This is a genomic window from Thiothrix sp. UBA5583 (assembly GCA_002425225.1).
In the GTDB taxonomy this organism is placed as follows: Bacteria; Pseudomonadota; Gammaproteobacteria; order Thiotrichales; family Thiotrichaceae; genus Thiothrix; species Thiothrix moscowensis.
In genome coordinates this window covers 96,317-109,876 of sequence record DILV01000026.1, presented here as the reverse complement: position 1 = coordinate 109,876, position 13,560 = coordinate 96,317, and the positions used below count along the sequence as shown (strand labels likewise).

General features: G+C 57.4%; 13 protein-coding genes. 1 reads left to right on the top strand and 12 read right to left on the bottom strand.

Translation table 11 applies throughout. From position 1 onward, the window contains the following. The 8 genes from B2U47_RS09310 to B2U47_RS09275 form a co-directional block, all read right to left on the bottom strand. Positions 1-269: hypothetical protein (locus B2U47_RS09310; RefSeq protein ID WP_296688337.1), on the bottom strand; the 269-nt coding region annotated here is incomplete at its 3' end. Positions 270-347: 78 nt separating this feature from the next. Next, the gene (locus B2U47_RS09305; RefSeq protein ID WP_296679540.1) at positions 348-1,679 is read right to left on the bottom strand and encodes a cbb3-type cytochrome c oxidase subunit I; all 1,332 of its coding nucleotides are present in this window, start codon (positions 1,677-1,679) and stop codon (positions 348-350) included. Positions 1,680-1,748: 69 nt separating this feature from the next. Next, on the bottom strand, positions 1,749-2,054 hold the full coding sequence (locus B2U47_RS09300; RefSeq protein ID WP_296679543.1) for a hypothetical protein: 306 nt from the start codon (positions 2,052-2,054) through the stop codon (positions 1,749-1,751). A gap of 90 nt (positions 2,055-2,144) precedes the next feature. After that, positions 2,145-2,441 (bottom strand): hypothetical protein, encoded by a 297-nt coding sequence (locus B2U47_RS09295; protein ID WP_296679545.1) that lies wholly within the window; start codon positions 2,439-2,441, stop codon positions 2,145-2,147. Positions 2,442-2,453: 12 nt separating this feature from the next. Continuing rightward, positions 2,454-4,067, bottom strand: coding sequence for a serine/threonine protein kinase (locus B2U47_RS09290; protein WP_296679547.1), 1,614 nt, complete (start codon positions 4,065-4,067; stop codon positions 2,454-2,456). Between the two features lie 18 nt (positions 4,068-4,085). Continuing rightward, entirely contained in the window at positions 4,086-5,405 is a 1,320-nt protein-coding gene (locus tag B2U47_RS09285; RefSeq protein WP_296679548.1) for a trypsin-like peptidase domain-containing protein, read from the bottom strand. Positions 5,406-5,424: 19 nt separating this feature from the next. Next, a complete protein-coding gene (locus B2U47_RS09280) occupies positions 5,425-6,663 on the bottom strand; it encodes a PP2C family protein-serine/threonine phosphatase (protein ID WP_296679550.1) in 1,239 nt (412 codons plus the stop codon). Between the two features lie 12 nt (positions 6,664-6,675). Next, the gene (locus tag B2U47_RS09275) at positions 6,676-7,296 is read right to left on the bottom strand and encodes an FHA domain-containing protein (RefSeq protein WP_296679552.1); all 621 of its coding nucleotides are present in this window, start codon (positions 7,294-7,296) and stop codon (positions 6,676-6,678) included. 171 nt (positions 7,297-7,467) lie between these two features. On the opposite strand from B2U47_RS09275, the gene B2U47_RS09270 reads away from it, so the two are divergent. After that, entirely contained in the window at positions 7,468-10,419 is a 2,952-nt protein-coding gene (locus B2U47_RS09270; RefSeq protein ID WP_296679555.1) for a CHAT domain-containing protein, read from the top strand. Here B2U47_RS09270 and B2U47_RS09265 read toward each other — a convergent pair. From B2U47_RS09265 to B2U47_RS09250, 4 genes are all read right to left on the bottom strand, one after another. After that, positions 10,398-10,982, bottom strand: a complete 585-nt coding sequence (locus tag B2U47_RS09265) for a hypothetical protein (RefSeq protein ID WP_296679557.1) — start codon at positions 10,980-10,982, stop codon at positions 10,398-10,400. The two genes, B2U47_RS09270 and B2U47_RS09265, sit on opposite strands and share 22 nt — an antisense overlap. Next, on the bottom strand, positions 10,979-11,626 hold the full coding sequence (locus tag B2U47_RS09260) for an RNA polymerase sigma factor (RefSeq protein WP_296679559.1): 648 nt from the start codon (positions 11,624-11,626) through the stop codon (positions 10,979-10,981). The genes B2U47_RS09265 and B2U47_RS09260 overlap by 4 nt, the downstream gene beginning before the upstream one ends. Before the next feature lie 38 nt (positions 11,627-11,664). Beyond that, positions 11,665-12,909 (bottom strand): LuxR C-terminal-related transcriptional regulator, encoded by a 1,245-nt coding sequence (locus tag B2U47_RS09255; RefSeq protein ID WP_296679561.1) that lies wholly within the window; start codon positions 12,907-12,909, stop codon positions 11,665-11,667. A gap of 110 nt (positions 12,910-13,019) precedes the next feature. Next, positions 13,020-13,154, bottom strand: a complete 135-nt coding sequence (locus B2U47_RS09250) for a hypothetical protein (protein WP_296679563.1) — start codon at positions 13,152-13,154, stop codon at positions 13,020-13,022. Between the last annotated feature and the right edge of the window lie 406 nt (positions 13,155-13,560).

The window sequence follows — 13,560 nt, the reverse complement described above, 5'->3', positions numbered from 1 at the left end:
TTCAGCACTTCCTTTTCTTGTTCCAGGGTTGTGGTGAGTAACGGCGTGTAGACCGCATCCAAACCCATCACTGCTGTCTTTTCATCCTGCTTGCGCACCAGCCGCAGCCATTCCAGCCCCATGCAATCTTGCATCATGTACTCAAGGTACTGGTGTTCGTGCTGGCGGATGTCGTCTTCCGTCAATCCGCCACCTGTAGAATTGATGATCTGGATGACGCTGTTGTAGGCAAGCCCGACCGCTGCTGAGCCGTGTTGCGCTTGTGGCATGGCAATTTTTCCACACAGTGAATCATGCCGACATTATAGCCACAATAGAATCAGGTTATGTATAACAAACCAGCCACCCTACGCCTTGGCGTACATCGCCCGTAACACCACCACCACGAAAATGCCCCCGCCGATAATCGCAATCAGACCACCCAGCCCCATCATGCCCATCCCCAACACTTGCGGCAGGTTTTCCAGCGCTTGCGCCGCCCCGGCTGTCTTGCGCTGTACCCCGTAGCCACCCGACCACGCCAAGCCCAAAATGTGCATCAACTGCCCACCGCCGTAAATGTAGGGTTGCCAAGCCGCCCAGCGAGAAGTCGCAGCACGGAAACCCAGTTTCGGCAGCAGGTAATACGTCACCCCCATGAAAGCCAGCGTCACCCCAACAATCGAGCCGTGGTAATGCGCCGGAATCACCACATTCGCCCCATGGATCAGGAAACCGATCACCCCACCCGCTGCAAACAGCAGGATGGAAGCATTCAGGGCATGACGCAACGGGCGCAAACCGTCATCCGTTACCCGTGCTGCCCGCAAGACTGCTACGACCACGACCACACCCAGCGGCACTGACAGTAAGCCGCCGTATTTCATCAAATGGGTAAATGCCGCGCGGTGTTCTGCCGACATGACATCGAATTGCCAGTAAATCAACGGCACTGCCACAACCGGCAACGCCACCAAACCCAGCAAGCCTTTGGCAACCGCAGGCGCAAGGCGCAGGCTAATACCGCTGGCTTGCGCCAACCACAACCACGCCACTAACAGCAGCAGGGTATGGGTAAATTGCAACACATGCCCACCGCCCCAGAACAACACTTCGTAGAACCCCTGCCCACTGGCTGAAGCAGGTATCTGAATAGCCGTGACCAACAACGCTAGTACCGCTGCTGCTGCCACCAGAATACTCAGGTAAATCCCAAAAGCTGGCGCAGTCTCATGCCGCGCCACCATCAAGGAACGAATGATCAACCAAGTGAAACCGCCCCCAAACACCGCCAGCCCACTCAGGAATACCGGCTGTTGCAATACCGGCACATAATTATTCAACAGCGGATGCCCATCACCCGTGAATGGTGACACCACGATCAATAACGTGCCGATAACCGTGACCACCAGAATGCTGTTATCCCACCACTGCGTAGCAAGCTGGCTATTGGCAGTCCACAACACCCCGGCAAAAGCCAGAAACCACACCAGCACCGACAGCACCACATGCACCACCAGTGCGGTGTGGAAAAAATCCAGCCAGGGAATCACATCCTGCACCGCAGGCGTGCGTGACATCACCAGCAACAGGGAAAAAATCCCCGCTGCCAGCAAGGCAAAAATACCGAGTTTCAACCAGCCCGCCGCGAGGGTGCGGGCGGAGCCTTGCGGGTCGGGCAGGATAAAGTGTGATGGCATCAGAGAACACCTTGGATAGTTTGGGTTGCCTGAAGTATATGCCCTGCCCAGCCCGCTGGAGAGGTCTTTTTACTCGTCACCCCAGCACTCGTCACAGAAATCACCCATGTCAGCCGAATAATAATCGCCACCCCCATAGGAATAATCGACGTAACCATTATCGTAGCCGCCATCGTCGTAGTAATAGTCAGGCTGACTATAGCCACCACTGCCGTAACCACTATTGTTGTAACTGTCGAACATGGCAGCCTGCCCTTGCAGGTTGGCATACCACATGGCAGAACCGCCACCGAACATGTTGGTGCTTTCTGCTGCTGCCGTGCCCCAGGTCAAGGCTGTACCAAGCAACGCAACTGCAATACTGGTCTTTTTCATGAGATTTACTCCTTGTGCAATGTAGTTGGGGTCTTCCCAACCAGCATTACGCCAAGCCAGCCACAACGGGGTTAAACCACTTGCAAAAAACTACAGATTTTTCAGTTTGTCGATGGCCTTGTCTGCATCAAATACCCCAGTACCACTGCTCTTACCAACGGAAGCGGGACGCTTGCCCGCACTTTTGCCAGCACTTTTACTGTTGCTGGGCACTGCGCCGGAGCGCTGGTGACAACTGTTGTCATAACGGCAACTGCCCACATCCTTGGGAATCTGCACATAGTGGCGTGGCGCTATCGGGCGCGAACGGAACGGATGGCTGGCATTGCACCCCACCAGACTGACGGTCAGCAGCAAGACGCTGATCATGATGCTTGTCTTTTGCATGAGAAAAAACTCCTAGTCGATTTTCGCCAAATCCTTTGTCAGGTCGGTATCTGACAGGGGCTGATCCGTACACAAACGCTGGGTATGCCGGAAAATCAGCCCCAGATTGCCCTGCCCGGTCACGCGGCTACCACCCGCCAGCAAGGCTGCCGCATCCGCCCGGAACGGGCACAACACCTGTACCTGCTCACGGTAGCGGGCAAGCCGCTGCGCGTGTTCATCCACCACCCGCTGGTTCTTGGCAGTGCGTTCTTCCACCAGCCGCTCAAATTCCTCACGGTTGCCCTTGAACTTGTCCGCCTGTTCACTTTGTTTACGCAGCCGCCTGATTTCGCCCAGATTGGTTTGGGCTGTCTTGTAACCCTCCAGCCCATCGCGGATCGCCACTGCCGTACCAAGCGCATCCCGGACAGCGGCTTCAATCTTTTTTGCCGGATCAATCACCACAGCTTCGCGGATACTGGCAGGCATAACCTTGGGTTCGGCAACTAGCGGAGTGGGTTCCGCCGGAGGTGCAGGTGTCACCGATGCCTGCACCGGCAAAGTTGCTGCCGTTGGCATCACTTGCGCATACCACAACATGCCCACCCCCAACAGCAACATGGCACTGAGCAACAGGATTCCCCATTGCCGCCGCTTGCCAACCGGCTGACTGAAACGTGGCAACCGCGCTGCACTGGTGGCAACACCTGGTGCAGACTTCACCCGTAGGGCTTGCAGGGCAAGTGTTGGGGAGGTTTCCGGCGCATCTACCGCATAAAACTGCTCCCGCCACAGCGCAATGGAAGCGGGTCGCGCCTCAACCTGCACCTGCAAACCCCAGTCAATCGCTGCCAGCAACGCCGGGGAATACGTTCCTTGCACCTGTTGCGCCGTCAGCAGAGCGGGCGCAGCCGGGATCATCCGCCCCAGCGCATCCGGTGGAATGCTGCCGGTCACACAGCGGTACATCACGGCTGCCAGTGCGTAAATATCCGTCCACGCCCCCTGCTTGCCCGTCGCGGTGTATTGCTCGAATGGCGAATACCCCGGCGTAATGATCGCGGTCATGCTCTGGCTTTTGTGTTCCAGTGCTTGCCGTGCTGCACCGAAATCAATCAGCACCGGCTGGCCTTCCGCATTGATCAGGATGTTGGCGGGCTTGAGGTCGCGGTGAATGATCCCCCTGGCATGTACTTTTTCCAGCGCATCCAGCAAGGGCAGGATCATCGCCTCAAGCTGTGCCTCGCTCAGGGTCTGGCGCTGGTCAAGGTAATCCTGCAAGCTCAGCGCCCCGGCGTATTCCATCACCATGTAGCCGGTATTGTTGGCATTGAAATGGCGCAACACCGACACGATGTTGGGGTGCTGGCGAAATTCGGCCAGAGCGCGTGCTTCGGCAAGGAAGCGTTCCAGCCCCCAGCGGAAGGTTGCCTCTTCCCTAGGGTTGGTAGCCACCACCGTGTTGCCGGACAAGCGCACCGCGCAAGCGGCTGGCAAATATTCCTTGATGACCACCCGCTGCGCCAGCGCATGATCCTGCGCCAGATAAACCACCCCGAACCCGCCACTGCCGAGCACATCCAGCACCTCGTATTCGTGCAGGTAAGTACCGATGGGTAATGCTTGCCGATGCTGCATGGTCATCACTCCCTTGCTTCCTGATCAGGCTTTGCAGAACAGGAACTTGACCTCACCGATTTTCACAATGTCGTTGGCAGACAGCCGATGGGTACGGTGTGAAACCAGCCGCTGCCCGTTCAGGCTCGTGCCATTGGTGGTGTTTTCGTCTTCCAGCAGCCAGCCATCCTGCTCACGGCGCAAGCTGACATGCCGCCGGGACACGGAATCATCCGCAATGGCGTAATCATTCATGCTGGCAGAACGCCCGATGTGGATGCTGTCCCGATCCAGGGCGAAGCGCAGGTTTTCATGACCATCCAGCCCTTGCAGGACATAGCCCCCCGTTGCCAGCGGTGGCTTGACGGGCGGAACTGCCCCCACGGGTGCGGCAACCGCCTGTGGTTTGCTCAGTGCTGTCGGCTTGTTCAGGAACAGGATTGCCAACCCTGCCAGTGCCAGCACCACCAGCCCCACCGCTGCCACCGTCAACCACGGAAAGCTGTTGCCGTTACCCTCGGTGAGCTTGGCAGCATCCGTGCTTCCGCTAGCGGCTGTTGGGGTGGCAACACTACCCGTTGCGGTGGTTGCGCACTGCCCATCCCCTGTATCGTACTGAATGCTGTTTTCCGACAGGAAATCCGCCAGTTCCACCACGTTCAACGCCTTGTTGACGGTATTGCCATCGCTGGTATCAATCTGGGTGTTGACCCCGATCACATTGGCACATTCATTCAGCAAGGGGCCACCGCTGTTGCCGTGGTTGACGGCAGCGGAATGGTGCAGGATGTTGACTTCGGCACTCTTATTGCCCCATTCCTTGGTGCGGGTGGTCTTGTTGATGATGCCGCTGCTGACTGTTGATGAAATGAAATCGTTTTCCACCTGCTCGCGGGAATCGGAAGCCTCATCCGCCACACCGGGAAAACCGATCGCCCAGGCATTCTGTGCCACCTCAACCGGCTTGCCCTTGAACAGTTTCAGGGGTGTGCGTTTGCTCAGGGTAGGTACTTCCAGAATCGCCAGATCCAGCGCGGTGGATTTGGCAATGATCCGCGCCACCTTGCTGCTGTGTTCGCCGATCCCGCCATCGGCAACCATGATGTCATCCGGCTGCGCCTTTTCCACCACATGCAGGTTGGTAACGACGTGTTTATAGCCATCGACCACAAAGCCCGTGCCGGTGGTAACACTGGTTTTCTTGCCGTTGGCAACGAAAGCTACAATCCGCACCACACTGCCTTGTGCGTCCTTGATGGCTTCACCGGTAGCCGACAGGGCAGGTGTTACCAGTGATGTCAGCAGCACACACGCTGCCATGAAATGCCTGAACATGATTGCAAACCTCTCTTGTAAACGTTTCATCCAATGATCCTTGCCCGTATCAGTGCGGAAGTTGCCCTGCCGGGGGTTGGGTGGCAGGTGGCAATTCCGGCAGACCGGGTACGTTGGGCACTGCGGGGGGCACTGCGGGGGGCGTAACTGGCGCTGGTTGCACTTGTTTCATACGCTCTTCACGCAAACGACGTTTGGCGGCTTCCTCTTCGGCCTGGGCCTGCTGGGCGCGGCTTTCGGCACGCCGCACCTTGGCCTTGGCTTCGGCTTCAGCTTTTTGCGCGGCTTCCCGCTGTTTTTCAGCTTCGGTTAGTGCCTGTTGTGCTGCATCCATCTGGGCTTTGAGGGCAGCTTCGGTTGCCTGCTGTTTTTGCCGGGCGGCTTCGGCCTGTTGCTGCATGGTCAGGTTGGCTGCCTGTGCTGCGGCATTGCTGGCTTGCAGGTGGTGGAACAGATAAGCGATTCCGCCCATTGCCCCCAGTACCAGCGACACACCCAGCACCACCGGCAACAGCGCCCGGCGTGGGGTTTTGCCCGGTACTTTCCTGATGACAACCACGCTGGTGTTGTCCTGGGCGGGTTGCTGGCGGGCAAGCACCGCCTGTACCAGCCGGTCAGCCAGCGCTTGCGCAGACAAGGCAGGGTCAAGCAAGGCCGCCAGTTGCGCCTGTTCCAGTGTCAGCAAACCGTCGCTGGCCAGGATCAGCAATTCCCCGGCGGCAAACCGCTGGTGCTGGCAATCGGTTTCATGCAGCTTGTCCAGCCCCAGCGCACTGGTGAGGGCATGGGGTTCTTCCACCGCTGCATATTCGGTTTGCGAAATACGCCCTGCTGCCAGCAACTGGCGGAAACGTTCACTCACGGTGTGCAGGCGGTTTAACTGCTGCAATCCGGCAGGGCGGGCAAAGCGGTACAACAGGGAATCGCCCACGCTCAGCCAGTGCAGTTCCTCACCTTGCACATGCACCGCCAGCAGGGTTGCGCCCATACCGTGCAATTCCTTGTGAGCACGCGCCTGTGCTTCCAGTTGCTGGTTGGTGCGCAGCAAGGCCGCTTGCAAACGTTGGGAAATACTGCCTGCACTTGCAGAAAAAGATTCGCCAAACAGCCGCACCGCCATTTCACTGGCAACTGCACCACCGGCATGACCACCCATGCCATCCGCCAACACTGCCAGCACGGAACCATCCGGGTAGTGGCGCACCCCCAGATGGTCTTCCTGCTGCTGGCGCTGCCCCTGATCCGAGGCATAACCCGTGTCGAAAACGCTGTGCTGCTGGCTGCTCATGCCCGTCCCCCGTTACGCAAGGTCGTTCCAGTCAAACTGGCTACCGCACAGCGCCATGAACTTCAGGGTCGTGTCACCCAACTGGATGCACTGCCCATGTTCCAGCACCAGCGGAGCCAACACCGGCAATACACTGCCATCCAGGGTTTGCAGGTAGGTCAGGTTGACGCCCCCGCCATTTTGCAGATAAAACACCCGCCCCTTGGGTTCGTAGGTAATCAGGGCATGGTTTTCGCGGGAAATCTGCCGGTCGCCGAAATCCAGGCAAACCCGCTGGCTGGCAGCCCGCCCCAGTGCATTGGTTCCGTAACCCAGCGGCAAGGACTTGCCCTTGCCTGCCCCCTGAATCACCACCACCCAGCCAACCACCGGGTCATGCATGAAATCCTGCCCGCTCGTGCCCTCCCTGTCGGCTACAACCCCATGCGCCAGGACAGTCAGACCGGCAGCATCCGCAGGCGCAACCACCGCCCCCTCACCATAAAAAACGGTTTTCTGGCGGAAGGAATCGCCCTGCCCACTGCCCTGCCCCGCAGGTTTGGGGCTGACATCATCAAACAGGTTTTTGGCAGGCTGCTGCTTTGCCGCTTTGCTACTCACCAGCACGGTGGGGGTATTGTCTGACTGGGACATGGAAACACTCCTTGCATTACATTTGCTGAATGACCAGCAGAATCACTGTTCTTGTCAGTGAATACGCCAAATCTCGATAAACGGGGTTAAATCACTTAAAATAAAATCACGTCGCTTGATTATAGATGTAAAAACTAATCACCCATGCCACGCAATAAAGAGAAAAGTTTTATGGCAATAAAACAATTAAAAATAATTATCTATATTTTCTGCTGCTTGTGGTCTTTCAATGCCAATGCCGCCATCACAGCCAATGAAATCAATGAACTGATTAATTTCACCACCCAGCAAAGCCGCTTGTGCCTGCAAGCCCAACAGGCTGGCGATTACGCAAAAGCCTTGCAAATCAGCACCACCAATGAAACAAAATTGCTCGAAGCCATAAACAACCTGAACGGATTAACCAAGGGCAATGATCATGATAAGTTTTTGGCACAGTTAAACTATGCACTAAGTCTTGTTTATCACCAGCAAGGAACCAGTTATTCAGCCCAAGGCACAACCTATAAATTCCAGAGTGAATATGGCCAAGCCACCCCATTACTGAAAAACAGCGCCCGGTTAATGCTGAAAAGCTGGGAACTGTTACAAGCCAATGCCCCGCTCATCGGGCAAGCAGTTGACCCACAACTGGGAATGCTGGCGATGTCCAGCTTGCTGGATGTAGCGGAAACCTACCAGTTGCAAGGGCAACAACAGGCTGCCAGCCCCTTGCTGACACAAGCCAGCCAACTGCTGGAACAAACAACCCTGCCCTTTGCCAGCCAGTGGACATACCGTATCAACCTTGCCAGCCGTTACCAGCAGCAAGGCGACTACCCACAGGCAGAAAACCTGTTACAGGGCATTATCCAGCACAGCACGACCGAAGCTGCCAACCTGCCGATAACACTGGTTTACCTTGCCCAACTGTATCAGGAACAGCAACGTTACCCGGAAGCCGAACAGCAATTCCTGCGCAGTCTGGCACTGGATCGTGCCAACCCACCGTCGCAGGATGCCCCAGCCGCCCTGATCCCGCTGGCATCCCTGTATGTGCAGCAGCAAGCCTATGCCAAAGCCGAACCCCTGTTGCAGGAAGCCCTGCACGCACTGGAACAGCAAACACCCGCCACTGCCAGTGGCTTTGCCCAATCCCTGCGTTCCGTGACTTACCTGGCCACCCGCGAAATGCTCGCCAACACCTTGCTGGAATCCGGCAAGCAGACCGCCGCCCGCGAACTGCTGCTGCAAACCATTCACATGCCGCACAACCTGTTGCCACCGGTCAGCCCCGGCAGCAAGGCCCGCAGCCTGGAAAGCATGGCAGCCTTGCATGAAAAGCGTCAGGAAATCCCTGCTGCCCTCGACTGGCTGCGACAGGCACGCGAGCAATATCTGGCACACCCCACCGATGACCGTGAGCAAGCCGCGCAATTCCGCTGGCTGGCACGTCGCCAGCTATGGCTGCTGCATCTGGGCATGGCTTACCGGCAATTGCCTGTTGATACTAGCCTGCCCGAGGTATTCCAGGCCATGCAACAGGCACATGGCGAACAGCGTACCCAGGCATTGCGCCAGACTGCCCTGCGTCTCAGTGCCAATAACCCAGACAACCGGGCACGCCTGCAAACCTTGTGGAACCTGCAAACCCGCCTTAGCCAGCTTGACCAGCAATACGCGGAAACACTTGCCAACCCTGCCGCTACCAGCACTGACAGCGAACAACTGCATCAGGCCATGCAGCAAACCAGCCATGCCATCCAGCAACAGGATGCGCAACTGCGCGAAACCTTCCCCGCTTACACACCGTTGCTCAGCCCTGTGCCGCTCACGCTGACACAAGTACAAGCCTTGCTCAAACCGGATGAAGCCCTGCTGGTCTGGACATTGAGTGACCGCGCAGCAAAATCCTGGCTACTGGTCATCCGACCCGCGCACGCCCCCAAACTGCACGCACTGGACATCAACCAAAGCGTGTTGCAAACCACCCTGACCGATCCCGCCAATGGCCTGCTGGCAGCCCTTGCCGATCCGCAACAGCCTTTCAACCTGTCAGCCGCCCACGGCCTGTACCAGACCCTGTTTGCCCCGGCTGCCGACGACCTGAACGGCGTCAAACACATCTTTGCCGTACCGGACGGTGCATTGCAAAACCTGCCCTTGCAGGTACTGGTGAAAACTCCACCCACAGTCACCCAGGGGCGTGATGCTTATGCGCAAGCAGACTGGCTGGCAAATCACCATGCATTTTCCTATCTGCCTGCTGTCCATGCGCTGGCAGACTTGCGCAAGACACCTGCCCAAACGGCAACCACCACGGAACCGCCAACCTTCATCGGTTTCGGCGATCCCCTGCTACAAGGTTCCAGCACCAGCCAGGATGACGACTGGCTGGCGCAACTGGGCGCACAACTGACCCATGGCGCTGACGGTTTGCAATATTTCGGCAACCCTGCCCTGCTGGCTACCAGCTTGCCTGCCTTGCCGGAAACCGCCAGTGAATTGCGGCAGATTGCCCTGAGCCTGCACGCTGACCCTGACACTGCCCTGTTTTTGCGGGAAAACGCGACGGAAAGCAGGCTCAGGCAACTGGCCCGCGATGGCGTATTACAGCGCAGCCGTATCCTCAGTTTTGCCAGCCATGCGCTATTACCGCCCGACCATGCCACCGACACAGCCCTGAGCCGCATGGAACCGGGACTGGTGCTGACCCCTCCCGCCACCGGCACACCTGAAGATGACGGTTATCTGAGTGTGAGTGACATTGCCGGGCTGGAACTTCAGGCTGACTGGGTACTGCTGTCGGCCTGCAATACCGGCGTCCTGCAAGACCGGGATACCCACAACGGCTTGTCGGCACTTGCCAAAGCCTTTTTTGTGGCGGGCGCAAAAAGCGTGCTGGCCTCACACTGGTCGGTGAATTCGCAAGCCACCGAACGGCTGATGACGCAACTGTTCCACAACTTGCAGCAACCCGCAGGCATCAGCCGCGCCGAAGCCTTGCGCCAGACCATGCAAACCCTGAGCAAACAGACGGATGAATGCGGCTGGCGCTGCTGGCTGGGCTGGCAGGAAGCCGCCCAACCCGCCCACCCGGCTTACTGGGCGGCGTTCGTCCTTTACGGGGAAGGCGGGGGCTGATAGTTCGGGTACAGCAGCCCGAATGCCTGCAATTCCTGCCGCGCCTGCGCCACCTTGCCCTGCCGCAACAAATCGGCAATCACCCCCAGCCATTGCTGTGGATTTTGCCGGATGCTGGCATCCACTGGCGTGTTCGCAGGTGCAACCGGGGCAACAGGCAGGGAATGCCCTCGGGTCAGGTCATCACTGGCGGGTGGCAACCACAGGCTGGGCAACAAGCCCCCCAGTAACACCCCCGCCAGCAGGGTAGCAGGCAACAGCAGCCACGGGCGCGGCAACCAGCGTTGCCACCAGGCTTGCTGGCTGGATATTGCGGGTTGTGCCTGACAGGGCGGCAAGGTATCCAGCAAACGCACCCGCGCCGTCTCACTCAGGGTGGCATCACGCAACAATGTCTGTTCCGCAGCCTGCAAACCGGCTTGTTCCCCGGCAGGCAGGCTGCGCAAATCACTGGCAAGCTGCTGCTGGAAATCCTCATCCAGCAAGGCCGCCCGGTACAAGGCACGCAATTCCTGCTCGAATGCCTGATCGTCATTCTGCCCGTTGGGTGTGTCGGTACTCATGGGTTCCACGCCTCCTGCATGTCCGCTGCCTGTTCGCCCCCTGCCACCAGCAACCGTTTAAGTTTGTTTTTGGCGTAACGCAGGTGGGATTTCACGGTTTCTTCCTTTTCCTGCATGTGGCTGGCGATGTCCTTCAGGGAATAACCGCCCAGTTGCAGGCTCAGCGCTAGCCGCTGCTTGTCCGGCAAGGCCGTCATGGCCTGCTTGAATGCGCCCAGCCGCTGTTCCTCGCTACGGGTGGATTCGAGCAGTTCCAGCACGCGGGCTGGGTCGGCCTCGCCATCCGCCAGCTCAGCAGGCTGGTGGTATTCCTCTGCGTATTCAACCTGTTCGCCGGGGTTGCGCTTCTGGCGGGTGCTGCTGCGGTAATCATCAATTGCCTGATGGCGGGCAATGGCGCACACAAACCCCCAGAAAGTCCCGGCCTGTAGCGGCTTGCCACAATACTGCACCAGTTTCATCCAGGTGTTTTGCACACAATCCTCCGCTGCATCCTGATCACTGTAAATGCAACTGCGCCGCACGTATTGCAGCAAGCGGTTGCCAAACAGGTTGACCAATTCAATACCAGCCCGCCGTTCTCCCCGGCAAAACTGCTCATACAATTGCCTGCAATAGGCATCGGAAACGTTATCGTGATACATCCTTATACGCTCTGACTGGCACAACAGGGTTAAACGGCTTACAGCAAACCATGTTGCTGCAAATGGCGGAACAGCTCAATGCGGTTGCCGGTCTGGGTTTTCTGGTAAATGGTGCGGATATGCGCCTCCACCGTGCGGTGCGAGCCGATTTCCAGTTGTTTGGCAATCATACCCGCCTGCTGACCGTTGGCCCACAACTTGGCAATCTGGAGCTGGTGCGCCGTCAGTGGAATATCCACAGGCTCTCCGACCTGTTCCGCCGTCTGCACAGCTACAGGCTCGGGCGCTGGCAAGGGTTCTGCACCGGCAGCCGCTTTCGCACGCAACTGGCGGCGTACCCTGCCCCACAGGCGCAAGGTCAGCAGCAAGGCCACCCCGACCGCCAGCAGGCTGAGCAGGGAACGCGCCATGAACAGGTGATCACCCCGCGCCAGCCATTGCAGACTGCGTACAAAACCATCGTTTGCCGGTTGCAGGGCTGCCGCTGCCGCCGTGCCAGCCGCCGACTCCAGCCAAGTGTTGACCGTTTGGGTCAGTTGCTGGTCGTTGTACACCACCACTGCGTATTCCTCGCGGGAAAAGCCGTACAGGGGCGGCTCAATGCTGTAGTGTTCGCGCTGTCCGCTGGGAATTTCATCCGGGTTGTTGAGCATACTGTCGAGCAGGATTTCGTCACTGGCGTAAGCATCCAGTGCATCGGCAGCCTCCAGTGGTTGCAACAGGCGCTCTACCGCTTCCTTGCGGCTGGCAAGTGCGACGATTTGTGCGTTGGCAAACACGCCTTCGATCACGGTGCTGGTGACGGGGCTGCCCGCCTGGGCGGATTTCAACACCCCGATTCTGAGGGTTGCTGGTTGCGTGTACAAGGCTGCCAGCCGCTCGCTCCTGACCAGCAGTTTGGTGGAAGTGACCGCGAACGCTTGGGAAAACTCGCCCTTGAACGCACCATCAGTGGCTTGCAGAGTAGCGGCCCGTGCCAGGGTGCGCGAATGCGGGCCACACTCCAGACCGGGCTTGCCTGCCAACGACTGTGCAAACGGGGTAAAACGGGTATCAAACCACTGCTCGACTTCACGGATTTGGTAGCCTTCCGCCTGCAAATGCTCGCGCAAGGCTGCACAGAAACCATCCGTCCCCGCATTTTTGCCCTGCACGATACGCGGGTAGCTGACCGGACGACCATCCATGCTGTAACCGAACACGATTTCAGCGCCTGCCTGAGTATTTGTCAGACTGACACTCAAGGCCATTCCCGCCAGCATGACCATGATCCGTTTACCCATAAATACACGCACTCCCGCCAGATTGTCATTATCTGGCAGGAGTTTAGCTTATCTGCGGGCAATGCGGTCAACCACCGTCATGAAACTGTTTTGGTTTAATGATGAAATGGTTACGGAACAATAATCACATGAGACATGACATTGTAGGTGTACTGGGTGATGGTGTCCGCGCCGTTCAGCTTGGGCGGGGTGTAATGGTCGGTCTGGTCGCCTGCGGTGTAGTGGAATACATGCGCAGTGATCAATTTATCACCTTGAAAGTCCTAGCGGCAGCCCTTTAATGGTTTCACCGGCAAAAGCTACCTTTTTCCCTTCTTGGCTTCTGATCGCATTCGATATAACCACATACCTAGCAGTAGTGGCATCATAAACGATAAAACAGGGTGAGCATGAGAAGGAGCGAATTTTACTACTATTCCCAATGGGAAAAAAACCAGAAATATTGCCAGCAATGAAATGCACAGACCTATAAATAAACTTATCAAGCCGCCAATAGTAGTTGGGATCTGCAATCTAGACAGAAAATTATAAGAAAGATCAGTTGCTATGCGAAATGACAACCAAAATGAACCAGGTAGCAGATAGCCGGTAATAATGCCAAACAATATCCCTGGCAAGAATATAACTCTTTCAAACACAATAATTTCCAAA